This window comes from Chitinophaga sp. NPDC101104, assembly GCF_050277495.1.
Classification (GTDB): domain Bacteria; phylum Bacteroidota; class Bacteroidia; order Chitinophagales; family Chitinophagaceae; genus Chitinophaga.
The window spans coordinates 1-22460 of sequence record NZ_JBNNSF010000001.1 but is presented as its reverse complement, the minus strand read 5'-3'; the positions used below and the strand labels follow the sequence as shown (position 1 = coordinate 22460).

Sequence of the window (22460 nt, the reverse complement as noted above, 5' to 3'; positions counted from 1 at the left end):
GAAAAGTAATCCCCGGTCGCGGTAGCGCGGCTGATCGCATTTTGAGTAATCGTTCCGGATGAAAGGGGATGCCGGGCCAGGGAGCCGGCAGGTGTGAGCTGGATAAGTTGGTTAGTGGGTGGTTGTTTGAAAGGCGGATCAGGAGCTGATGCCGGCCATCTCGAAAGTATTCGGCTCGAATTCGATGATGTCGTAAACGGCCAGCTGGAATTTGTCCATCGGGTCTTCCGCCAGGATGGCTTCCACTTCCCTTCGGCTGCCGGCGCGGCAAACGATGATGGAGCCCGTGCGGGGCTTGCGCCTGCCGGTGAGGATGAAGCGGCCTTCGCGGACCTGCTTTTCCAGGAAGACGTTGTGCGCTTCCATATAGTGCTCGATAGCCGCCAGCGGGCGGATGTACTGTAGGAGGATCAGGTACATAAAGGTCAGATATGGTCTTTCAAAAAAATGGTTAAAATCCTGAATATCTGCCAAAGGTATGTAAATTGCGCAAAGTAATCGAGCCAACGCCCGCCAGGGAACAAATTTAGACGCATTAGCAAAAAAGCTTGTATTTTTGCCTCTAATTTTCAAATCCATTTTTCTTAACATCTCTTTCTTTATGAAACGATCGATCCAAAAAGCGCTCCTCTTTATGACGGGTGCGGCGCTTATTCTGTTAGCCTCGTGCTCCAAAGCCCCGGAATCGGGAAAGCATATTCCTAAAAATGCCGCCATCGTTTTCGGATTCAAATCCAAACAAATCCAGGACAAACTGGCCAAAGACGGTCTCACGATCGACAAGATCTTCGAAACCCTCCAGCAGTCCGACACCTCCAATAACTACGCGAAAGCCCTCGCCGACGCGAAAAACTCCGGTATCGACCTCCAGGGCGACGTATTCTTCGCCATGGTCCCCGGCGAAGCCAGCGGCAACATGAGCATGATCGTAGTGGCCGACGTTTCCGATGCAACGAAACTCGAAGCGTTCGTGAAGGAGAAATCCAAAAAAGAAGTAAAAGCCGGTAAGGACTTTAAATATGTAGAAGACAATAACAGCGTGGTTGGCTTCACCGCCAAAACCATGATCGGCATCGCCACGATCGACCAGGGCAGCCGCTACTTCGACAGCGAAGATTCCGCCAAGCCCGCAGCCGCTACCGGCGCCGCGCTCCTCGAAAAACTGTTCACCCTCAAAGCAGACGAATCGGTTGCTACCATCGCGTCTTTCAAAGACATCAGCAAGGAAAAAGGCGACATCCTCTTCTGGATGAGCAGCGAAGCCCTTTATAATATGAACGGTGCCAACGCTTCCGGCATGGGCGCCCTCATGGCTTCCAACATGAAGAAAATCACCGAAGGCGCTTTCACCACCGGTTCCGCCAACTTCGAAGCCGGCAAGATCGATTTCGACGCATGGTCTTACACCAGCAAAGAGCTCGCCGCCATCATCAAAAAATACCCCGTTGAAAAAGTCAACGTAGCCGCTATCGAACAATATCCTTCCGATAACATTTTCGGTTATGCAGCCGTTAACTTCGACCTGCGCATCATCGGCGAACTGCTGAAACTGATGGGCATGGACGGTTTTGCCAACATGGGCCTCTCCGAAGCACGCATCACCCTCGACGATCTGCTGCTGGCTTTCAAAGGCGAAATGACCCTCGTTGGTTCCGACTTCGCTGCCGTTCCCAAACCCACCGAATGGGACAGCACCGCTACCAAACCCGAAGCAAAATGGATCTTCAGCCTGAAAGTGGGCGACAAAGCCGCTTTCGAAAAAGTAATGGCTTCCCCCATGATCGCACAGTCGCTCACCAAACAGGGCGATGAATATGTTCCCAACATGCCCCTCGGCGAAGTTTCCCTGTCGATCAACAGCAAGCGCGTGCTCGCTGCTTCCGATGCTGAACTGCTGAAATCTTACGATGCAGGTAAAGGCAAAGCGAAACTCGACGGAGATGCGCTCGACAATGCGAAAGGCAGCTATGGCGCTTTCTACGTTGACGTGGAAAAAATCATGAACGCTATCCCTTCCAAACAAATGGAACTGCCCGATAGCATCAGCACCGACCTGAAATCCCTGCTGAAATCCATTTCCGCGAAATCCGAACAGTTCAGCGGCGAAAAATCCCATTCTTCCGGCGTGGTACTGTTTAAAGACCAGTCGAAGAACGCGCTCAGCCAGCTGTTCCATTTCACCAACAAAGTGTACAACTACACCAACGCCAAGCGTAAAGCCGACGAAGCCATGTGGGGCGAGCCTTCTACCGAAGCGGTGGCCGTAGACAGCGCCATCGTTGAAGATGCCGCTACCGCAGCGCCTGCAGTAGAAGAAAAATAATCGCATATCGATACCGATATTTCCGAAAGCCGCCCTTTTCCAAAGAGGCGGCTTTCTTTTTTTGCCTATATTTAAGCCTAACATCCATTTCAACATGCAGATCGAGCTTTCAGCCGTGGTGCCGGTTCCCCTGCGCGACAGGATCCGGCAGCGGCCATCGGACATCTGGGACCGGGAGGTCGCCTTCCAGCCCGGGCAATTCGTCAAGATCAAAGCCCCCTCCGGTACGGGCAAAACCACGCTCGTGCATTATCTCTACAACATCCGATACGATTATACCGGCATTATCAAAGCCGGCGGAAAGCCCTGGGCAGATTATTCCGCCGCACAACTCGCCGCCATCCGCCAGGATAATATCTCCGTCGTGTTCCAGGACCTCCGGCTGTTCGACCAGCTTACCGCCGAAGAAAACATCGAACTGAAACGGGTCATGAACAACAAACCCCTGTACCCGGCAGAGAAAATCCGCGAATTCGCCGAACAGCTGGGCGTGACGCATGTGCTCGGCCAGAGCGCCGCCACGCTTTCGTATGGCGAACGGCAGCGCATCGCCATCATCCGCGCCCTCATGCAGCCGTTCCAGTGGCTGATGATGGACGAGCCCTTCAGTCACCTCGACGAAGGCAATACCGCCAAAGCCGCGAAACTGATCGATCAGGAATGCCGCGCGCGCAACGCCGGGTTCATCCTCACCGATCTCGACCACGATCAACATTTCAATTACGACGTAACCTATCAGCTATAGCATGCAATTCAACCGGATTTTAAAAAAGATCATCCGCACCGGCGTCGGCAAAAGCCGTTACTGGATGGCCATCATCGGCCTCGGCGTAGCCATGCTGCTGATCCTCGTAGCGCTCCAGGTGCATACGGATTTCAATGAACTGCTGCATGGCAGCCGGAACCAGAACGAACGGGCCGATTATCTCGTGGTCAACAAAATGATCACCAACGATATGATGGGCAAGCCGGAAAAAACGGTATTCACGCCCGAAGAACAGAAAGATTTTGCCGCACAGCCTTTCGTGGAAGCCTTCGGCGCCATCACCGCCGCGCAGTTCAATGTGCAGATGCAGGCCGACCAGCTGGGCTTCCAGACGCTCGCGTTCTTCGAAGCCGTGCCGGATACTTTCCTCGATGTTAAATCCGACGAATGGAAATGGCGGGAAGGCGACCAGATGCTGCCGATCGTGGTACCGCGCGATTTCGTGAACATGTTCAACTTCGGGTTTGCGCTGGGGAACGGCATCCCGCAATTCTCCGAAACTTCCATCAAAAGCCTTACGCCGGAAGTCATCATTTCCAACGGCATGCAGCAGGGGCAGTTCAGGGGAAAGATCGCGGGATTTTCCGATCGCATCTCCACCGTGCTCGTACCGCAGTCGTTTATGGACTGGGCGAACGCCCGCTACGGGAAAGGAGAGGCCAAACTGCCGTCGCGCGTCGTGATCCGCGTGAAAGACCCCAGCAGCATCGAACTGAAAAACTATCTCGAGCAACATAATTATTCGACCGATTCCGAGAAAACGAAATACAACAAGATCCGCGGCATCGTGCAAACGATCGTGAGCGTGGTCGGGTTTTTCGGCGGTGTGCTGCTCATGTTCGCGCTCCTCGTTTTCAGTATGTTCATCCAGCTCGTCATATCGTCGTGCAGGAAGGAAATCCGGTTGCTGGTGACGTTGGGGACCGCGCCGAAGCGGTTGCAGCGTTACCTGCTGGGCCAGCTGGTGCCGGTGTATTTCGTGACGGGCGTGATCGCGCTGATCGTAGTGTCTGCCGCGCAATGGTGGGCCAGCGGCGTCCTGGCGAAGCACGGGATGTTCGTGGCGCCGTACCCCGGCATCATGACCATTATCGCCACGCTGGGGATCCTGGCGCTGGTGTATATCGTGAACCTGGTGACGGTGCGCAAGGAGATCCAAGCTCATACCTGACCAACATATGAAATCCATCCTGATCCTTTTCCTGGCCATCGTCTGCGCCGGCAACGCCTTCGCACAGCGGACCATCCTGCATTGCGGCACCCTGATCGACGGGGTGCTCGACAAGCCCCGGCAAAATATGTCCGTCATCATCACGGGCAACAAGATCACCGCGGTCCAATCCGGGTTCACGGCGCCCGCGCCCGGAGATAAAGTGATAGACCTGAAAAAGCAAACGGTCATGCCCGGCTGGATGGACATGCACGTGCACATCGAGTCCGAAACGAGCAAGTCCGCCTATTCCGATAAATTCACGCAAAACCCTGCAGACCTGGCTTTCCTGAGCGTCCGCTACGCGGAAAGGACCTTGATGACCGGGTTCACCACCGTCCGCGACCTCGGCGGAACGGGCGTCAACATCGCCTTGCGGAACGCCATTGCGAAAGGGCTCATTACCGGGCCGCGGATTTTCACGGCGGGCAAATCCATCGCCACTACCGGCGGGCATGCCGATCCCACAAACGGTTACAACCGCGCGCTCATGGGCGATCCCGGGCCGGAAGCCGGCGTGGCCAACGGGCCTGACGAGTGCCGGAAAGCCGTTCGCCAGGCTTATAAATTCGGGGCAGACCTGATCAAGATCACGGCAACCGGCGGTGTGCTCAGCGTGGCGAAAGACGGCAGCAGCCCGCAGTTTACCGATGAAGAGCTGGCCGCCATCATCAGCACGGCGAAAGATTACAACATGAAAGTGGCCGCCCACGCACACGGGACCGAAGGCATCAAACGGGCCATCCGCGCGGGAGTTAACTCCATAGAACACGGAACGCTGATGGACGATGAGGCCATGGCGCTGGCGATCAAGCACGGTACCTGGTATGTGCCTACCATCACGGCTGGCAGGTCTGTGGCCGACTCCGCGAAAATTCCCGGTTATTATCCCGAGATCGTGAAGCCGAAAGCGGAAGCCATCGGCCCGCAAATCCAGAAAACATTCGCCAAAGCCTGGAAGAAAGGCGTGAAAATCGCTTTCGGAACAGACGCGGGCGTTTACCAACACGGCCGCAACTGGCTGGAATTCGTGTATATGACAGATGCCGGCATGCCCGTGATGGACGCCATCAAATCGGCTACCATCAAGGCCGCGGAACTGCTGGGGGAAGAAGCGCGCCTCGGCAGCGTGGAACCGGGCAAACTGGCAGACTTCACCGCTGTGGACGGAGACCCGATGAAAGACGTTCAGGCGATGGGCCGGGTGAGCTTCGTCATGAAAGACGGCTTGATTTTTAAACAAGGAACCACTAACTTGTCTGTCCAAAATCAAACGGCCATGTCATCACAAAAATTCGTGCACGTAGTAAATTTTTATCTGAAGCCCGGTCTCACCGCAGCGGAAATCAAGACATTTGAGGAAGGCGTGAGCTCGCTGGAGAAGATCGAGACGCTGAAAGTATTCAACGTCGGCAAACCCGCCGGCACAGACAGGCCGGTGATCGATAAAAGCTACAGCTACTGCCTGTTGACCGTTTTCAACGACGAAGCCGGGCACGACATTTACCAGGAACATCCCATCCACCTGGCGTTCATCGAAAAATGCAACGCACTTTGGGAGAAAGTGGTCGTCTTCGACTCCGTAACTATTCCACAATAACCCTTACGCGAAAGGGAGCCTGCTGGCTCCCTTTTTTATTACGATTCTTTGTTGAAGTCGAAATCCGGGAGCTCGTGGTCGACCAGGCTGGGGTGCGGCAGCACGAAGGTTTCCTTTGATCGGGTGGAGTTTCTCAGGTACCTGACGATCAGCGAGGTAATGAGAATGCCAATTATTATAGCGAGGATCTGTACCATAAACAGGCGCGCCGGCAAACCATCGAACGGGATGGCTGAAAGCTCCACCAGAATAGCGGTCAATCTGATAATACAATTAACGGCGGTGCTGATGATGATGTAATAATTCATCATTTTCGGAGCGATATCCCGCCGTTTAAAAAAAAGTATAAGGGAAAAAAAGCCGAAAGTCAGGATGAAAACGATGTTCAACGCATCTAAAACCTGCAGCGACAAGGTTAAGTATGATTCCGGATTTTGGAAATAGACGGTCCAGAAACCCTCCACCCAGATACTCAGGTCGAAAAGTTTGAAGAAGCTCGAGCTCAAGGAAAGGATCACCAGCGCCGCGATCACGATCAGCCAACCGCCGATAGCAATGGGCCTGGGAGTGGGGTAGACCGGCGGCAGCGAAGCATTGTTCAGCCGCAGGGCCATCAAGCCGAAAACGACGAACGCAGACGCGATCAGCAAGGCGGAAATCAAAAAGTCGGTTTGAAGAAAGTTCATGTTAACGGGTTGTAGGTACAGATATATTGATAGGAAGCGTTTAAAATCATGGGCGCCCGTGATCCACCAGACTGGGATGCGGCAACACGAAAATCCGTTTCACCCTGCCCGAGGTGTTGAGGTACCAAAGGACGAACAACACCAAAGCTACGTTCAGCGAAATCAGCTGGATTTCCTCCACATCAAATTGAAAGCCGCCCGTCAATATCCATTTTTCCACAACTACCGCCACGCAATACATGCCCGTGTTGATATGCAGGAACCAGGTGAATACTTTCGGGAAAATGTCGCGCTTCCGGAGCAGCAGTAGCAGGCAAAACAGGGTGCCACACAGCGTAAAAATAACATTCAGGGCAGAATACAACTCCAGACCCCTGTTAACCGGCTCGTCTGCATCTGGAATATTGTTCGACCAGAACCCTTTTTTCCAGATGGTAAACTCCGGGATTGTCGTGACCCATGTCAGCAAACTGAATATCAGCAGCACCATAATCAGGATAATCCCGAACGAAAATCTTTCCGGTAACGGCGTGGGATAGGAGGGCGGTAAGGAATAGGCATACAGTCGCCGTGAGGCGAAGTAGCAAGCCGCAATAACGATCAGTACCATTGCGAGCGAAAAGAAAAAATCAGGACTGCCAGGCATGGATAAATATTCGATCAGGGTTGTTCTCCTTTGAATGGAAGGGCGAAACCGGGACGAAAGATACCTCGTCCGTGTCAGTTTTTCCGTTGATTTTTGTGGGTTTATTCCACGGTGAGCGCGTACACGGCAAAAGTAGCGAGCCAATGCTCGCCTGCATAGTCGCCGCTCGCCACGTGGGGCAATGCCGCCCGGAGATGCTGCGCGGCCAGTTCGCGGATGGCGGGCGCATGGCTCCCTGCGTGCCGGGCGATGCCGTACAGGCACCAGGCGCGGGAGAGGTTGAGGCCGTCGAGGTGAACGAGCTTCCCGTCTGTCCGGTCGTTGACCATGGCGGTCTTAAACAGCGGTTCCTGTTTGAAAAGCCCCGGCAGGAAGCGTTTTAGCCAAATCTTGTATTCCGCCGCCGGAAGGATGCGCCACATAAGATCGGCTTCTTCGAGGCAGGGCGACAGGAAATCGTAGCCGCCGGGTTCCCAGCTGGCGGGGCAATCCGCGTCTGCCGCGTAAAACCGCATGGCGGTGCTACGGATGGAAGACTGGAGCGCCGTATCTTTTGCCGTGGCCGCGTAATCCCATGCCAGCCGCAGCCCGAAAGCGAGGTTGGTGTGCTCGCCGACGCGGATGGGGTAGGCGATCTTTTTGAGGAAATCGCGCCAGGCCACGCTGAAATAACGGGCCATGGGGGCGATGTTGCGCGAAAGCTCCCGGGCGAAGGGATCGTTCCAGGTCAGCAGTTCGTTTTGCAGCTGGAGCAGCCAGCTCCAACCGTAAATCCTTTCGAACCCTTTATTTTCCTTGTTGGCGAAGAGCAGCAGTTCTTTACGGATATTCTCGGCCGTGAGGTTTTGCGACAACTTCTCGCGGATGAGCGCGGCATTGGGGAGGTTCGGGTATGTTTTCAGCAGGCGGACCAACATCCAGTGGCCGTGAACGCTGCTGTGCCAGTCGTAACACCCGTAAAATGCAGGATGGTACGCGATGGGTTTTTCGATGAGGGTGGAATCGGAGAACACGATGCCCGTTTTATAGGGAAACTGGTGCTGCATGCATTTCAGCGGGAGGCCAGACAAATGTTCGGCCCCGGCCTGGGTAAGGCGGAGGATGCCGTCTTGCTCGTCGTAAAATTTCGTTTGTGCGCTAACGTTTGAGATCGCCAGCACCCCGGCCAGCAGGAATATCGCTCTCGTCATAGGTTTACCGGTTCAGAAGCAGTTTGATGTAGAAGGAAGGTTTGGTGAGTTTTTTCCGGAGGTCCACTTCGTAGAACATGCTGGAAATCACGTCGCGGAGCTGTTTGTTCCGGGTGCCGGCCCGCATGAGGAGGTTGAACAGCCGCGGGTAGCGGACGAGCTGCTGCAATTTGGTGCTCAGCCGCAGTTCCGGTCCCAGCACGCGCTGGATAGACGCATCGTACGCCAGTAATGTTTCCGCCGAAAAATCGCCGGACTGCAGGCATTCCGCCGCCTGCTTCGCTGCAATGGCGCCGCTGTAAATGGCGTTGCCGATCCCTTCGCCGGTAAAAGGATCGATGAGGAAAGCGGCATCGCCCACGAGCATCCAGCGTTCGCCGGAGAGCCTCCGGGAGCGGGAGCCGAGCGGCAGGCCGTAGCCTTCCACGGCGCTGACGGGTTGGGCAGCACGGAACCTTTCCGCGAAAACCGGGTCGGATTGCAGGGTTTCGTGGAGGAGGGTTTTGAGGTTCACCTTGCGGCGGCGCATCGTGTCGGAAGGCATATCGATGCCCACGTTCGCTTCGCCGTTGGGCAGCGGGAAGATCCAGAGGTACCCGGGCAGGAGGTTCTTCAGGAAATGCAGCTCGATGTAGCTGTGGTCGTGCATGCCCGTCACCCCGGTATAATAAGCCCTCACGCCTGCGGCGTAATGCTTGGGTTCCATCCGGATACCGGCCACGTCTTTGGTGAATGCCGAATGCGCGCCGTTGGCGACGATGATGATCTTTGCATGGACCTGCAAAGTCCCTTTCGCGTCGCTCAGTTCATATCCGTCCGGGGCCGGTGTATATCGATCGATGGATTTCCCTTCGATCAGCTGCACGTTTTTGCATTGTTTCAGCTCATCCACCAGGAAATTATCGAAATGTATCCGCTTGCAGACGAAGCCGATGGGCGCGTCGTTGGCAGGATCGTAATTCGGTTTGTAGGGAACGTCCATCCCCGTGCGGCCGGGGGCTACGAACGTTACGCCCCAGCTGTTTTCCTTTTCGGCGAAAGCCTGCAACCGCTGGCCGATGGCCGGGTCGATCCGGTTCAGCCCGGCGATCACTTTACCGCTGAGGCCGTCGCCGCAAACTTTGTCGCGCGGGAAAACCGCTTTGTCGACTACCACGCAGGGAATGCCCAGCCTGTCGAGCTGGAGGGCGGCCGCCGCTCCGCCGGGGCCGGCGCCGATAATGCAAACATCCGTCATGATCATATCCGGCAAGTTACGTATTCTGCCGCCGCCGGGGAAAATATATCTTTGCGCAAAACGGTATCATATGTTTGGAGATTTGTTCGGCAAGCTGCAGGAAGCGCAGCAGAAAATGCAGGAAAGCAAAGAGCGCCTGCGTCATATTACCATTGAAGGGGAAGCGGGCGGCGTCAAGGCGCTGGTGACGGGCGGCCGTGAAGTGAAGAGCGTGGAGATCGATCCGGAATTGCTGTCGGCAGACAGGAAGGAGGAGCTGGAAGACCTGCTCATTACGGCGTTGAACCGCGCGCTGAAACAGGCGGAAGAAACCTGGGAAGCCGAAATGAAAGGCATGGCGGGTGGAATGCTCGGCGGCATGGGCATTCCCGGGATGTAAGGATAAAAAAAGAACCGGGCTGTTATGGCCCGGTTCCGTATCCTTCTAATGTTAGTTCTTTTGATTCATCAGTTCACCTCTTCAGCTTTCAACATCTTCTGGAATTTCTTGCGTTCTTCTTCGTCAAGGATGGTTTTGCGCATACGGATGTGGTTCGGAGTAACTTCGATGCATTCGTCCTGCTGAATATACTCCATACATTCTTCAAGCGTCATCAGGATCTTCGGCGCAATATTGGTAGCCGCGTCGCTTCCGCTCGCGCGCATGTTGGTTAGTTTCTTGCCTTCGTTCGGGTTTACCACGAGGTCACCGGGTTTGTTGTTTTCACCGATGATCATGCCACGGTAAACTTCTTCTCCCGGGTCCACGAAGAATGATCCGCGGTCCTGCAGTTTGTCGAGCGAGTAACCGGTAGTGGTACCGGCTTCTTTTGCCACGAGTACACCGTTGTTACGGCCGGGGATGGGGCCTTTCCAGGGTTTGTAATCATTGAAGCGGTGTGCCATTACGGCTTCGCCGGCGGTGTTGGTCAGCATTTGGGTACGCAGACCGATGAGGCCGCGGGAAGGAATTTCGAATTCCAGGTGCTGCATTTCACCTTTGGTTTCCATGATGAGCATTTCACCTTTGCGGCGGGTAACCAGGTCGATCACTTTGGAAGCGAATTCCTGGGGAACGTCTACCACGAGGGTTTCATAAGGCTCGCATTTCTTGCCGTCGATGTGTTTCAGGATTACCTGCGGCTGGCCAACGGTCAGCTCGTACCCTTCACGACGCATGGTTTCTACCAGTACGCCGAGGTGGAGGATACCGCGGCCGTACACCAGGAAGGAGTCGGCGGAGTCGGTGTCAACCACGCGGAGGGCGAGGTTTTTCTCGGTTTCTTTGATGAGGCGGTCGCGCAGGTGACGGGAAGTCACGAATTTGCCGTCTTTACCGAAGAAGGGAGAGTTGTTGATGCTGAACATCATGTTCATGGTAGGCTCGTCTACGCTGATAACGGGCAGTGCTTCGGGATTTTCGAAGTCGGCGATGGTGTCGCCGATACCGAAATCTTCCAGGCCTACCACCGCGCAAATGTCGCCGGGGTATACTTCGGTCACGCGTTTTTTACCGAGCGATTCGAAGATGTACAGTTCACGAACACGGGATTTCTTGATGGAGCCATCTACCTGTACCAGTGAAATGGGCTGGTTTTCGACGATGGTGCCACGGGTCACTTTACCTACGGCGATACGGCCGAGGAAGGTGCTATAGTCGAGAGAGGTGATTTGAAGCTGGAGGGAGCCTTCTGCGATCTTCGGTTGCGGAACGTGTTTGAGGATACCGTCGAGCAGGGGCAGGATGTCTTCACGGGGCGTGAGCGAATCGTTGAACCAGCCGTTCTTGCCGGAACCGTAATAGGTCGGGAAGTTCAGCTGTTCTTCGGTTGCGTCGAGGTTGAAGAAGAGTTCAAAAACGGCGTCATGCACTTCGTCGGGGCGACAGTTCGCTTTGTCTACCTTATTAATTACAACGATGGGTTTCAGGTTCAGCTGGAGGGCTTTCTGGAGTACGAAGCGGGTCTGCGGCATAGGGCCTTCGAAGGCGTCCACGAGCAGGATCACACCATCCGCCATTTTCAGTACGCGTTCCACCTCACCACCGAAGTCGGCGTGGCCCGGAGTATCGATAACGTTGATTTTCACTCCGTTATATTCAACCGACACGTTTTTGGACAGGATCGTGATACCGCGTTCCTTTTCCAGGTCGTTGTTATCCATGATCAGCTCCCCTGTTTCCTGGTTGGCCCGGAACACGTTGGTAGAATGTAAGATCTTGTCTACCAGGGTCGTTTTGCCGTGGTCTACGTGCGCGATGATAGCGATGTTTCTGATTTGCATGACAATGTTTTTAGCCGTTTCCGACCCCTTCCTGATAGCTCTGAAAAACCGGAAGAATCCGAAATGAAGGCGCAAAGGTACGAATAATCATGCGAATTTGGTGCCGACCATTTTTAAATAACCCGGAAATAACAGAATCCGGACATTTGCCCAAATAGTTGTTATATAGATTGTTATAAATGTGATATGACAAACATGTGTGAGAGTCATTGAGTGTTGGAAGTCCCGCCCAGCGCGGCTTCCAGCTGCCGGAAGGCCTGCTGGTTGGCCGGGTTGTCGAGCGCCCGGGCGATGTCCAGTTTTTCCCGCGGCGTGAGGTGCCAGCTCAGCGCCGCCGCCTTGTCTGCCTGCTGCGGAACGTACTGGAAGATCAGCCGGGTAAACTTCCCGGGAAAGCATCCCTCCATATAATTAATAAGCTGGTCCTGATCGAAATCCTGCATGCTCGTCCAGTGCCGCTGCATGGAAAACAGGGGCTCGAAGATCAGATCTCCCAGGTCTTTTTTCTGTTTGATGGGGCTCACATCGTTTTTCCGCGAATCGCGCAGCTGCAGGAAAATCACGCCGGCGGTATTGGCATTGATCCATTCCCGGAAATTATACAGGAACCGGAGGCTCGTTTCCTGCCCGAAATTATCGCTGATGCCCGCGTCCATCACATCGATGATAGGGCTGCTCGGTAGGAAAACGTTCGGCAGTACATACGGGAAAGTGGCGCTCATCCGGATGGCGCTCGTGACCCGCAGCTCCTGCGCGTCCTGGTTGGCGAAAAACTGCGCGAAGTCCACCCCGTCCACATCCCGGACGCTCCTCGTCGGGTACCGGTACTCGGGCGCGCAGAGGTAACTTACCGGTTGGGGCGACATATACAGCCGGCGCCCGTCTGCATTGATGCTGGCGCACCAGATCAGCATGGGGATCCGCGCTTCGAATTCCGCCTCCCGGTATTCGCCGAGTTTTTTATTGAGGATGTGATCGGTGTTCAGGTTCAGTTGCATCTCGAAGGCATACCCGCGGTCTTTCGCGTAGGCGTTGTCGCCGATCTTGAAATGCCGGAACGGGGTGATGAAATCGTTGACGGCGAACGAGCTGAACACGGAGTTCAGCAAATCCCTGGAAATCTTTTCGCAGTACGAACTGTCGTACAGGTTCTGCGACGCCGGCAGCCGGTGCTCCTGGCGCCGGAGGTACAGCTCCCGGAAATACGTGGCCCCGAGCATCCCGCCGGAGGCGCCGGTCATGAGGAAGGTATGGCGGAGCATTTTTCCTTTGAGTAGGCTGTCGTACCGCTGGAGCACGTTCATCGTCCACGCCGCGGAACGGCTCCCTCCACCGCTGGTGTTCAGTACGATCAGCGGGGGCTTGCTGCCTGCGGGGAATTGCTTTTTCCAGTTTTCGAGGATCTGCAGGGTATGTTTCCGGTCGGCTTCCGCGCGCGCTGCCGTGAAGAATTCCTGCAGGTGCGGCACGCTGTAGGCGGGGCGGTCTTTTTTATTGTTATAGTTAAGTCCGTACGCTTTGTTGCGGTTGTCGAGCCACTGGTTTTTCACCATCCAGTTGAGGCTGATGATGATGCCGATCAGTATGGGGATGGCCCAGCTTTCGAGCAGGTACGCGTATGCGCCGGCCACGCCGATGAGGAACGCGAAGAAGATGAGGACGCTCGCGCCCGCGGGGATGCGGAACGCGGGATAATCCATGAGGTAGGCCATGATGACGAGGAACACCAGCGCCAGGCCTATCGTGATCATGGCCGCGAAATGATGCTGGCGGAAAATGTTATCGAGGTAATGTTTGTTGTAATGCCCGACGTTCCTGGCCCGGCGTACCCGCCATGGACTGGAGAAATAATTCAGTACGGGGATGGCGTTTTCGTCGTGCTCCTGGTTGGGGATGAGGATGGTGCGGAGGAAATTGCGCGGATTGCCGAATTTGCGCATCAGCCGTTTCCCGATATTTTTATCCGCGTTGAAGAAATAGAAAAATGAGACGAAGAGGATGGCGAGGTAGCCGCAGATAAAACCTTCCGCCAGCAGCAGGATCTGCGGAACGGAATTGAGCTCCTGCCAGCGTTGGTACTGCCATCCGCGCCAAAGCAGCATGAGCAGGAAGGCGGCGGGAATGATCGAATTGTTGAGGCAATAGCGCGAAAAGGGTTGGGATGTGGTGGCGAGGAATTTAAACCGGCCGCTGTGCAAGATGAACGTGGTGATGTTCCAGCTCATGGTAAAGATGGCGGTGGCCACGCCCATCACGGTGGTGCTGTAGAAATTCACCTTTCCCATGTATTCGGGCGCCAGGTACAGCGCATCGCCGCCGTACAGCTTCGCGAAGCCGCCGTTGATGGTGCTGAACAGGATCGCCCAGAATATCAACAGCACCTGGTACTTGCGGAAATGCAGCAGCAGCAGCTGAATAGGGAAGGAGTAGAAGAATCTTGACCAAAATCTTTTCACCTCAGTAAATTAAGGAGAAAATCGGCAATGAAAAATTAATAATATGTCAGCGGTGCGCCGGCAGCGTCAGGAATCGCGCCCATACCATCACCATGAGCAGGCCCATACCCACGAACTGGTGCGCCAGCGCGAATGCCAGCGGTATTTTCACGGAGCTGTTCAGCACGGTGAGCACGCCGAGGAACACCTGCAGCAGCACGGTGAACAATGCGGCGGCGCGGGCGCCCTGCAGCTGCGGGAACCGGTGCGACTTCACGTACCATACGGCGATCAGTATTATTAATATATAGGCAAGCCCGCGGTGGATGAAATGGATCGTGATGGGATTGTGCGTGGCATCGGCCCAGAACCCTCCCTGCGCAAACATCCCCGGCGGAACGGCGAACCCGTTGACAGACGGCCAGGTAGGTGCGGAAAGGGCCGCGTGCAAACCTGCCATGAACGCGCCATATATTAGTTGGAGGACCAAAACCCCCAGGATCCAGCCGGAAAGCCGGCGGAGCCCCGGCGCTTCGGCGCGGCCGGAAGCGGGAACGCTCAGTTTCAGGGCGAACCAGAGCACGTACCACAGCAATCCCAACGCAGCGATAAAGTGCCCGGCTAAACGAATATGGCTCACGTAAAGGTCTTCCTCGTTCAGCCCGCTCTGCACCATGATCCAGCCGATCCCGCCCTGGAGGCCGCCTAGCACGAAAAGTACCACCATGGGCCAGATCATGCTGCGGTCGATGATCTTTTTCAGGATGAAATAGATAAAAGGGACGAAGAACACGATGCCGATGAGGCGCGCCCAGTTGCGGTGGAGCCATTCCCAGAAATAAATCCATTTGAAATCGGTCAAAGTAAAATGACTATTGATATATTTACTCTGCCCGATCTCCTGGTATTTCGCGAACGCCTCCTGCCAGGCGGCTTCGTTCATGGGCGGAAGGGCGCCGAGGATAGGCTTCCATTCCGTGATGCTGAGCCCGCTGCCCGTCAGCCGCGTAATGCCGCCCAGCAATACCTGCACGATGATCATGGCCACCCCGGTGTATAACCAGATGACGATGGCCCGGTTCCCTTTTGTTTGCTGCATGTCCATAACCCGCAAATTTATGGGGAAATTACCGGCACCGCGGATGATTTTTATCAATTCCGGAATCATTCGGCCGGTTTTTGTAATTTTAGCGCCAACTAAACCAGTAACCTTGCTGCTGCCTTATTTTCAGGACGAACTCACGGAAGCCGGATGCGATGAAGCCGGAAGGGGATGCCTCGCAGGCCCCGTGTTCGCCGCGGCGGTTATTTTGCCGAGAGATTTCAGCCACCCGTTCCTCAACGATTCCAAACAAATGACGGAATCCGACCGGTTCGAACTGAGGACCATCATCGAAGCCCGGGCCCTGGCCTTCGCCGTTGCCAGCGTCGATAATGAGGAAATTGACAGGATCAATATCCTGAAAGCCTCGTTCAAAGCGATGCACATCGCTTTGGCACGATTATCGCTACAGCCCCAGTTGTTACTCATCGATGGTAACCGGTTCACTCCCTATGGCAATATCCCGCATACCTGCATAATTCAGGGCGACGGAAAATATGCTTCCATAGCTGCAGCATCGGTGCTGGCCAAAACCTATCGGGACGAATACATGCAAAACCTGCATGAACAATTCCCGAACTATGGCTGGAAAGACAACAAAGGTTATCCGACCCGCCAGCACAGAGACGCAATCCGTAACCACGGCGACACGCCCTTTCACCGAAGGTCGTTCCGCTTGCTTCCGGATCAATTAAGCCTGGACGGAGAGGACAAGTGGTAAAAAGGAACGAGCCATGTTAAAGCAGACCCAACAACAGAAATTATTACAGAAACTGTCGCCTCAGCAAATTCAGCTCATGAAACTGCTGCAGGTACCTACTGCCAATCTGGAAGAGCGGATCAAGGAAGAACTGGAAGAAAACCCCGCACTCGAATACAGTGAAGACGGCTCCTCTCCCGACGACGAAATGGAAAAGCCCGCCGAAGAGTTCGAGGCCGGTTCCGAAGACGAATTCGAGCCCGATGGCAGCGAAAGCGAATACGATAATATAGATATCTCCGAATACGTGTCTGAAGGCGACGACGAAATCGCCGATTACAAACTCCGCGACGATAATTATCCGGACCCCGACGAGCAGCGCACCATGCCCATCCGCGTGGAAACCACTTTCCACGACCACCTGCTTGATCAGTTGGGGCTGCAGTCGCTCGACGAGCGCCAGCGCCGCATCGCCGAACAGATCATCGGCTCGATCGATGACGACGGGTACCTCCGCCGCGAGGCTTCCGCCATCGTAGACGACCTGTCCTTTTCCCAGAATGTGGAAACCGACGAGGAAGAAATCCGCCAGATGATCAAAATGATCCAGACGTTCGACCCCCCGGGCGTTTGCTGCTCCGATCTCAAGGAATGCCTCCTGCTCCAGCTGCGGAGAAAACCGCAGGACGATGAAGGCGTCATTTACGCCACCCGCATCCTCGACGACTACTTCGACGAATTCACGAAAAAACATTACGAGAAAATACAACGCGCCCTGAACCTTACGGACGACGATCTCCGCGAGGCCATCGGCCAGATCATCAAGCTGAACCCCAAGCCAGGCGCCAATTACAGCGTGCTGAACAAGGCGGAAAGCTATGTGATCCCGGATTTTTTCATCATGAACAACAATGGCAAACTGGAACTGTCCCTCAACAGCAAAAACGCGCCCGACCTCCGGATTTCGGAAGGTTACCGTGAAATGCTGAAGGAATACGACCGGGGAGATAAGAAAGATAAGCGCCAGAAAGAGGCGGTGTTGTTCATCAAACAGAAGATCGATGCGGCCAAATGGTTCATCGACGCCATCAAGCAACGCCAGCATACCCTGCTGAGCACCATGGAAGCGATCCTGAACTATCAGCACGATTTCTTCCTGACCGGCGACGAAACCACGATGCGGCCCATGATCCTCAAGGATATAGCGGACATCACCCAGCTCGATATTTCGACGGTGAGCCGCGTGGCCAACAGCAAATACGTTCAAACCGAATTCGGCACCTTCAAGCTGAAATTCTTTTTCTCCGAATCGCTCAGCACGGACAGCGGTGAGGAAGTATCGACCCGCGAAGTGAAGAAGATCCTGGCCGACATGATCGGCGGGGAAAACAAGCGCAAGCCGCTGAGCGACGAGAACCTGACCAAGATGCTGCAAGACAAGGGTTACAACATCGCGCGGCGCACCGTGGCCAAGTACCGGGAGCAGTTAAATATACCGGTGGCGCGTTTACGCAAGGAATTATGATGACATTCATGGAAGAGCAGAAACCGACTTTTTCGCCCGTGACGAGGGCTTTGGCGAACGTATTCTCGTACGTTCTGCATCCTTTATTTATCCCGCTGCTCGTGACTTTCCTGTCCGTAACGGCGCTGCCCGAATTCTTTACATCGTTCCGCAGCAACAGTTTCCGCTGGGATTACGACGTGCTTTTCATCCGCGTGGCGGTGGCGAGCGTGCTGTTCCCCATGCTGGTGGTGTCTTTATCGAAAGCCCTGGGTTTCGTGGGGAGCATTACGATGAAAGACCAGAAAGACCGGATCATTCCTTATGTAGCCTCTATCATATTTTACTTCTGGGCGTTTTATACCTTCAAGCGCGAAGGGGCGGCGCCGGCATTTTATAATGCGTTCTGGCTCGGTGTTTTCATTGCCGTGGTGATCTCCTTCGTGGCCAACAGCTTCGTGAAGATCAGCATGCATACCGTGGGCTGGGGGGGCGTTGTGGGCTACCTGGTCTGCCTCATGGCCGGCATGGGCATGAACGTCGCGGTGCCGCTGGCGATCGCCATTGTGCTGGCCGGCGTGGCGGGCACGGCCCGCCTGGTGCTGGATGCGCATACGCCTGCTGAGGTGTGGACGGGCTTCTTCGTAGGGCTCGTGGCACAGGTGGGCGCTTATCTCATTTTGGGGTAGGTGCAGGGGGAAGCCGGCGCTGGCAGGGCTTTTGGGCCGCCGTTGCGTCGCACACTTCCGCTTTTTCCTTCTTTTTTCAACTTTTTTCCGGGAATTTTTTCACTGCGCAGATCCCATGCGTAGCGGCGCTGCAATTTTGTATCGTGAACGGAAGGGAACATACTATTAAAATTAGCATTGGAAAGAAATTGCTAATTTTTTTAGGATAATATCTGAAAATAGTTTTACCTTGCAGTACCAAACCGGGAATGAAAAAAACGAAAACAAACCTAAATACTGACTCATTAATTCAAACTGATATGTCAAACGCCAATACAGAAAAGCTGAAGGCCCTTCGCCTTACCATGGACAAAATCGAGAAGGATTTCGGAAAGGGATCCGTGATGATGATGGGAGAAAAAGCGGAAGCGCCGATGGAGGTTATTTCCACGGGCTCGCTGGGGCTGGATATTGCCCTGGGTATTGGCGGTTTCCCGAAAGGCCGTATCATCGAGATTTACGGGCCTGAATCTTCGGGTAAGACGACTGTCGCGATCCATACGATTGCGGAGGCGCAGAAAAAAGGTGGCATTTGCGCCATCATCGACGCCGAGCACGCATTCGATAGCTCATATGCCCGCAAGCTGGGCGTGGATGTGGATTCTCTCCTGATTTCACAGCCAGACCATGGCGAGCAGGCCCTCGAGATCGCCGACCGCCTGATCCTTTCCGGCGCGGTAGATGTAGTGGTGATCGACTCCGTGGCCGCCCTCGTACCGAAAGGCGAGCTGGAAGGGGAAATGGGCGAAAGCAAAATGGGCCTCCAGGCACGTCTGATGTCGCAGGCGCTCAGGAAACTGACCGCCACCATCTCCAAAACGAACTGCTGCTGCATCTTCATCAACCAGCTGCGCGAAAAGATCGGCGTGATGTTCGGCAACCCCGAAACCACGACCGGCGGTAACGCCCTCAAATTCTACGCTTCCGTACGCCTGGATATCCGCCGTATGAGCCAGATCAAAGACGGCGACGAAGCAGTAGGTAACCGCGTGAAAGTGAAAGTGGTGAAAAATAAAGTGGCGCCTCCCTTCCGGATGGCCGAATTCGATATCATCTTCGGCCTCGGGATCTCCAAAGTCGGTGAATTGATCGACATGGGCGTGGAATACGGGATCGTCCAGAAAAGCGGTAGCTGGTTCAGCTACGAAGGCAACAAGCTCGGCCAGGGCCGCGATGCCGTGAAGCAATTGCTGCTCGACAATCCGGAAGTAGCTGCCGAAGTGGAAGCCAAGATCAAAGCGAAGCTCGCCGAAGCCGCAGCTACCGCCTAAGATTGGGTGCGCCACACTCCGGAACCGGGACTGGAACGCACGAATCCCCCTTACAGGATCAGTATTCCAGCCAGAAGTTCCGGCACAACAAAAAGAAATTCAAGATTTTACATACGTTTTTTAAACGTTTGTTTGGGTTAGTTTAGTAGAAGGTCCGTTTTCTAACGGACCTTTTTTTATGCTCCAGGTGCTTTTTATACTCCGATGCTCTTCATGCGCCGGATGTTTCTTTATGCACCGGTGCTTTTTATGTTCCGGATGCTCATTGCCGCGGAGCCCCCTTTCCTCGGATTGATTTTTCCAAACATCCTTTTCCCGGGCGTCGCCGCCTCGATTGTCTTGCTTCGGCATGCTGTAGTGCCGGTTCCATCATTCTTCTGCCAAAAGCGATTATCACGGTTATTACTGATCCCCGGCGATCCTTCGCCACCATCATTCTCCCGCCAAAAACGATTATCAGGGCTTTCCTGATCCCGGACAATCCTTCGGCGCCTCATTCTCCTGCCAAAAACGATTATCATGGATTTCGCTGATCCCAGGCAATCCTTCGCCACTATTATCATTCCACTTATTGATTTATATCAAAAAGATCGCCCGTCACTTTGCTGAATTTTACACCCATGAAATCGAAGAAAATCCTCGTGATCCTGGGCCACCCCGATGCAACCAGCTTCTGCGGCGCTTTGGCCGATGCCTATGCCAAAGGGGCCGCTGCAGCCGGGCATTCCGTTCGCCAGCTGAAACTCGGAGAGATAACTTTCCAGCCCGACCTTCATCATGGCTACCGCCAGCGCAGCCCCTGGGAGCCCGCCCTGGAAGCCGCGTGGGCCGATATCCAGTGGTGCGATCACCTGGTTTGGGTTTACCCCACCTGGTGGGGAACGTACCCCGCGCTGATGAAAGGCTTTATCGACAGGGTATTCCTTCCCGGCAAGGCCTTCAAGTATCGCGACAATTCCCCGCTATGGGACAAACTGCTGAAAGGGAAATCGGGCCGCCTCATCACCACGATGGATAGCCCGCTTTGGTATAACTGGCTCGTCTACCGCAACGCGGGCCACCGCGCCATGAAGCACGCCACGCTTGAGTTCTGCGGCATCAAACCGGTTAAGGTCACCGCCTTCGGAAAGCTCCGTTGGCAAAAACCGGATCATCTCGCCCGAATGCTACGGTCGGTGCAAAACCTGGGAAGCCACGGAAAGTAACGCAATATGGCCGGGCCGCGCTTCGCCCGCTGCCGGTAAATCATAATAAGTCACTTCAGCAGGAACACTGCCGTAAGCATACCGTGAAATTGATGAGATTCGCAAAAAAATGGTACTAGAGGAAGGAAAATAAATAGGGGCAACATCAGAACCTTTCTGTTTTCATGTTGTTATGGTACCGTCCGCCAGGAAGGAATTTTTGCTTTTGAGAGTCCGGTAAAACCAATGAACCCCGCAGGCAATCGCCCTGCCAATTATCAATAAGCTTTTGAGAGTCATTATATTAGATGCGCCGTGCAAACATTCCTGACCGGAGTGTTTGCGCGGCCCTTTTTGTTGCGCTACCCACGGATACGGCTCAACGTTTCCGCAGACATGCCCAGGTACGACGCCACAAACTGCAGCGGTACCCGTTGCAATAATTCCGGTTGTTTTTGCATCAATTCCTGGTAGCGCTCCCGGGCGGAAAGGAACCGCTGCGACCGCAAGCTCTGGTCCTGCTCCAGGTAATATTGGCTGATCATGAGCCTGCCCAGTCGCTCAATCTCGTGGAACTCGCTGTACAGGCGTTCCAGGTCTGCATATGAAATGGAGATGATGTCGCTGTCTTCCAGTGTTTCGATGCTGTAATAGGAGGGGCTTCCGCTGAGGAGGCTGTCCATCGCGCAAACGATGCAGCTTTCCATTCCCAGTAGCAGGGTGATTTCCCGGTTATTGTGTTGATAAAAGCTGCGGACGAGGCCTTTGGCGACGATGAATAAATGTGTTGCCGGCCGTTTCGCCAGTTGGAAACAGTGCTTCCTGGGAAAGGAATCGAGTGCCATGCAATGACTGAGCGCATCGCGCGCGGCGGCGGACAGGGGAGAAACGGAGGCGAAGAAATCGAGTGCCCGGCCGATGTCGGTCGAGTCGGAAGATGTGGTTTCCATGGATATGAAGGTAGCATAAATGCGGATCGGGGCTTGATCCGGGCGGGAATTATCGATGACTGATGCAGCGTCATTTTTCCGTTTTCTATATATTAATAAGTACTGTGCACGATTTTGAAGGAAAGGGAGGCGTTTGCGCAAGTTTTTTTCAAAAGTTGCCACTTAAAATTTTGCTGTAATCTGAAAACATTCTATCTTTGCAATCCGCTTGAAAGGAACGGGAAAATGTTGCTCGATCCGAAGGGAAAAGCGCACTTCACTATAAAGAATGTTACCTGCATAAGTAGTTGAGGATCAGAAAAATAAAAAATAAAATTTCTGACCGAAAATTTGGAAGAAAGAAAATAATCACTACCTTTGCACTCCCTTCGAAACACGGTCACTGAAACGGTGGCGCACGAAAGAAGGAAAACGAAAAAGTTCTTTAAGATGTAATGATGATATTGGCTTTAAGGCCTGCAGGTTCGCAACCTGGATATCGCCCACGAGTAGTTCGCCTGTCACTGCAGTAATTGCAGCGGTGGTGAAACGAAAGATCTTTGAAAGTTTGGAAACAACAGCACGTTACAGAAATGTAACAAAACACAGGTAATGTTAGCGACAACATTAAATTGAAACGTCTGATTTTCGAGAGAAAATTTAGTCAGTTCAAACAACTTCTTTACA

General features: G+C 54.2%; 20 protein-coding genes. 10 read left to right on the top strand and 10 right to left on the bottom strand.

Going from position 1 to position 22460, the window contains the following annotated elements:
* Positions 1-138: 138 nt before the first annotated feature.
* The gene (locus tag ACQKLP_RS00100) at positions 139-420 is read right to left on the bottom strand and encodes a YciI family protein (protein ID WP_126248448.1); all 282 of its coding nucleotides are present in this window, start codon (positions 418-420) and stop codon (positions 139-141) included.
* Between the two features lie 181 nt (positions 421-601).
* On the opposite strand from ACQKLP_RS00100, the gene ACQKLP_RS00095 reads away from it, so the two are divergent.
* The 4 genes from ACQKLP_RS00095 to ACQKLP_RS00080 all read left to right on the top strand — a co-directional run bounded on the left by ACQKLP_RS00095 (position 602) and on the right by ACQKLP_RS00080 (position 5899).
* Positions 602-2323: a DUF4836 family protein gene (locus ACQKLP_RS00095; protein ID WP_427318896.1), complete on the top strand. Its 1722-nt coding sequence runs from the start codon at positions 602-604 to the stop codon at positions 2321-2323.
* 94 nt (positions 2324-2417) lie between these two features.
* A complete protein-coding gene (locus ACQKLP_RS00090; RefSeq protein WP_427318894.1) occupies positions 2418-3068 on the top strand; it encodes an ATP-binding cassette domain-containing protein in 651 nt (216 codons plus the stop codon).
* A gap of 1 nt (position 3069) precedes the next feature.
* Positions 3070-4260 carry an FtsX-like permease family protein gene (locus ACQKLP_RS00085; RefSeq protein WP_427318892.1) on the top strand — a complete coding sequence of 397 codons (1191 nt, stop codon included), beginning with the start codon at positions 3070-3072 and terminating at the stop codon, positions 4258-4260.
* A 7-nt stretch (positions 4261-4267) separates the two neighbouring features.
* A complete protein-coding gene (locus ACQKLP_RS00080; RefSeq protein ID WP_427318890.1) occupies positions 4268-5899 on the top strand; it encodes an amidohydrolase family protein in 1632 nt (543 codons plus the stop codon).
* Positions 5900-5937: 38 nt separating this feature from the next.
* On the opposite strand, the gene ACQKLP_RS00075 is transcribed toward ACQKLP_RS00080, so the two are convergent.
* From ACQKLP_RS00075 to ACQKLP_RS00060, 4 genes are all read right to left on the bottom strand, one after another.
* The gene (locus ACQKLP_RS00075) at positions 5938-6585 is read right to left on the bottom strand and encodes a DUF2569 family protein (RefSeq protein WP_427318888.1); all 648 of its coding nucleotides are present in this window, start codon (positions 6583-6585) and stop codon (positions 5938-5940) included.
* 46 nt (positions 6586-6631) lie between these two features.
* Positions 6632-7231, bottom strand: a complete 600-nt coding sequence (locus ACQKLP_RS00070; protein ID WP_427318886.1) for a DUF2569 family protein — start codon at positions 7229-7231, stop codon at positions 6632-6634.
* A gap of 101 nt (positions 7232-7332) precedes the next feature.
* Positions 7333-8421: a DUF2891 domain-containing protein gene (locus ACQKLP_RS00065; protein WP_427318884.1), complete on the bottom strand. Its 1089-nt coding sequence runs from the start codon at positions 8419-8421 to the stop codon at positions 7333-7335.
* Between the two features lie 4 nt (positions 8422-8425).
* Positions 8426-9664, bottom strand: a complete 1239-nt coding sequence (locus ACQKLP_RS00060) for an NAD(P)/FAD-dependent oxidoreductase (protein ID WP_427318882.1) — start codon at positions 9662-9664, stop codon at positions 8426-8428.
* A gap of 64 nt (positions 9665-9728) precedes the next feature.
* On the opposite strand from ACQKLP_RS00060, the gene ACQKLP_RS00055 reads away from it, so the two are divergent.
* On the top strand, positions 9729-10037 hold the full coding sequence (locus ACQKLP_RS00055) for a YbaB/EbfC family nucleoid-associated protein (RefSeq protein ID WP_126248432.1): 309 nt from the start codon (positions 9729-9731) through the stop codon (positions 10035-10037).
* 68 nt (positions 10038-10105) lie between these two features.
* Here ACQKLP_RS00055 and typA read toward each other — a convergent pair whose 3' ends face one another.
* The 3 genes from typA to ACQKLP_RS00040 form a co-directional block, all read right to left on the bottom strand.
* Positions 10106-11920, bottom strand: coding sequence for a translational GTPase TypA (typA, locus tag ACQKLP_RS00050; protein WP_427318880.1), 1815 nt, complete (start codon positions 11918-11920; stop codon positions 10106-10108).
* Positions 11921-12126: 206 nt separating this feature from the next.
* Positions 12127-14376, bottom strand: coding sequence for a patatin-like phospholipase family protein (locus tag ACQKLP_RS00045; protein ID WP_427318878.1), 2250 nt, complete (start codon positions 14374-14376; stop codon positions 12127-12129).
* Between the two features lie 46 nt (positions 14377-14422).
* Positions 14423-15460, bottom strand: a complete 1038-nt coding sequence (locus ACQKLP_RS00040) for a COX15/CtaA family protein (RefSeq protein WP_427318876.1) — start codon at positions 15458-15460, stop codon at positions 14423-14425.
* Positions 15461-15473: 13 nt separating this feature from the next.
* Between ACQKLP_RS00040 and ACQKLP_RS00035 the strand changes: the two genes are divergently transcribed.
* Genes ACQKLP_RS00035 through ACQKLP_RS00025 form a run of 3 tightly spaced genes read left to right on the top strand, consistent with a single transcriptional unit; the run spans position 15474 to position 18350 of the window.
* Positions 15474-16178, top strand: coding sequence for a ribonuclease HII (locus tag ACQKLP_RS00035; protein WP_427318874.1), 705 nt, complete (start codon positions 15474-15476; stop codon positions 16176-16178).
* Between the two features lie 13 nt (positions 16179-16191).
* A complete protein-coding gene (rpoN, locus tag ACQKLP_RS00030) occupies positions 16192-17682 on the top strand; it encodes an RNA polymerase factor sigma-54 (RefSeq protein WP_427318872.1) in 1491 nt (496 codons plus the stop codon).
* The gene (locus tag ACQKLP_RS00025; protein ID WP_341842009.1) at positions 17679-18350 is read left to right on the top strand and encodes a hypothetical protein; all 672 of its coding nucleotides are present in this window, start codon (positions 17679-17681) and stop codon (positions 18348-18350) included. Before rpoN ends, ACQKLP_RS00025 begins: the two co-directional genes overlap by 4 nt.
* On the opposite strand, the gene ACQKLP_RS00020 is transcribed toward ACQKLP_RS00025, so the two are convergent.
* Positions 18332-18511 (bottom strand): hypothetical protein, encoded by a 180-nt coding sequence (locus tag ACQKLP_RS00020; protein WP_427318869.1) that lies wholly within the window; start codon positions 18509-18511, stop codon positions 18332-18334. The two genes, ACQKLP_RS00025 and ACQKLP_RS00020, sit on opposite strands and share 19 nt — an antisense overlap.
* Before the next feature lie 138 nt (positions 18512-18649).
* Here ACQKLP_RS00020 and recA point away from each other — a divergent pair, with 138 nt between their 5' ends.
* Entirely contained in the window at positions 18650-19660 is a 1011-nt protein-coding gene (recA, locus tag ACQKLP_RS00015) for a recombinase RecA (RefSeq protein ID WP_205687083.1), read from the top strand.
* Between the two features lie 620 nt (positions 19661-20280).
* Positions 20281-20865, top strand: coding sequence for an NAD(P)H-dependent oxidoreductase (locus tag ACQKLP_RS00010; protein ID WP_427318867.1), 585 nt, complete (start codon positions 20281-20283; stop codon positions 20863-20865).
* A 341-nt stretch (positions 20866-21206) separates the two neighbouring features.
* Here the strand turns inward: ACQKLP_RS00010 and ACQKLP_RS00005 are convergent, their stop codons facing one another.
* Positions 21207-21794, bottom strand: a complete 588-nt coding sequence (locus ACQKLP_RS00005; RefSeq protein WP_427318865.1) for a Crp/Fnr family transcriptional regulator — start codon at positions 21792-21794, stop codon at positions 21207-21209.
* Between the last annotated feature and the right edge of the window lie 666 nt (positions 21795-22460).

Excerpts from the sequence above, each read along its gene's own strand:
- ACQKLP_RS00100 (WP_126248448.1), bottom strand. The coding sequence starts at position 420 with ATGTACCTGATCCTCCTACAGTACATCCGCCCGCTGGCGGCTATCGAG.
- ACQKLP_RS00095 (WP_427318896.1), top strand. The coding sequence starts at position 602 with ATGAAACGATCGATCCAAAAAGCGCTCCTCTTTATGACGGGTGCGGCG.
- ACQKLP_RS00090 (WP_427318894.1), top strand. The coding sequence starts at position 2,418 with ATGCAGATCGAGCTTTCAGCCGTGGTGCCGGTTCCCCTGCGCGACAGG.
- ACQKLP_RS00085 (WP_427318892.1), top strand. The coding sequence starts at position 3,070 with ATGCAATTCAACCGGATTTTAAAAAAGATCATCCGCACCGGCGTCGGC.
- ACQKLP_RS00080 (WP_427318890.1), top strand. The coding sequence starts at position 4,268 with ATGAAATCCATCCTGATCCTTTTCCTGGCCATCGTCTGCGCCGGCAAC.
- ACQKLP_RS00075 (WP_427318888.1), bottom strand. The coding sequence starts at position 6,585 with ATGAACTTTCTTCAAACCGACTTTTTGATTTCCGCCTTGCTGATCGCG.
- ACQKLP_RS00070 (WP_427318886.1), bottom strand. The coding sequence starts at position 7,231 with ATGCCTGGCAGTCCTGATTTTTTCTTTTCGCTCGCAATGGTACTGATC.
- ACQKLP_RS00065 (WP_427318884.1), bottom strand. The coding sequence starts at position 8,421 with ATGACGAGAGCGATATTCCTGCTGGCCGGGGTGCTGGCGATCTCAAAC.
- ACQKLP_RS00060 (WP_427318882.1), bottom strand. The coding sequence starts at position 9,664 with ATGATCATGACGGATGTTTGCATTATCGGCGCCGGCCCCGGCGGAGCG.
- ACQKLP_RS00055 (WP_126248432.1), top strand. The coding sequence starts at position 9,729 with ATGTTTGGAGATTTGTTCGGCAAGCTGCAGGAAGCGCAGCAGAAAATG.
- typA (WP_427318880.1), bottom strand. The coding sequence starts at position 11,920 with ATGCAAATCAGAAACATCGCTATCATCGCGCACGTAGACCACGGCAAA.
- ACQKLP_RS00040 (WP_427318876.1), bottom strand. The coding sequence starts at position 15,460 with ATGGACATGCAGCAAACAAAAGGGAACCGGGCCATCGTCATCTGGTTA.
- ACQKLP_RS00035 (WP_427318874.1), top strand. The coding sequence starts at position 15,474 with ATGGGGAAATTACCGGCACCGCGGATGATTTTTATCAATTCCGGAATC.
- rpoN (WP_427318872.1), top strand. The coding sequence starts at position 16,192 with ATGTTAAAGCAGACCCAACAACAGAAATTATTACAGAAACTGTCGCCT.
- ACQKLP_RS00025 (WP_341842009.1), top strand. The coding sequence starts at position 17,679 with ATGATGACATTCATGGAAGAGCAGAAACCGACTTTTTCGCCCGTGACG.
- ACQKLP_RS00020 (WP_427318869.1), bottom strand. The coding sequence starts at position 18,511 with ATGTTCCCTTCCGTTCACGATACAAAATTGCAGCGCCGCTACGCATGG.
- recA (WP_205687083.1), top strand. The coding sequence starts at position 18,650 with ATGTCAAACGCCAATACAGAAAAGCTGAAGGCCCTTCGCCTTACCATG.
- ACQKLP_RS00010 (WP_427318867.1), top strand. The coding sequence starts at position 20,281 with ATGAAATCGAAGAAAATCCTCGTGATCCTGGGCCACCCCGATGCAACC.
- ACQKLP_RS00005 (WP_427318865.1), bottom strand. The coding sequence starts at position 21,794 with ATGGAAACCACATCTTCCGACTCGACCGACATCGGCCGGGCACTCGAT.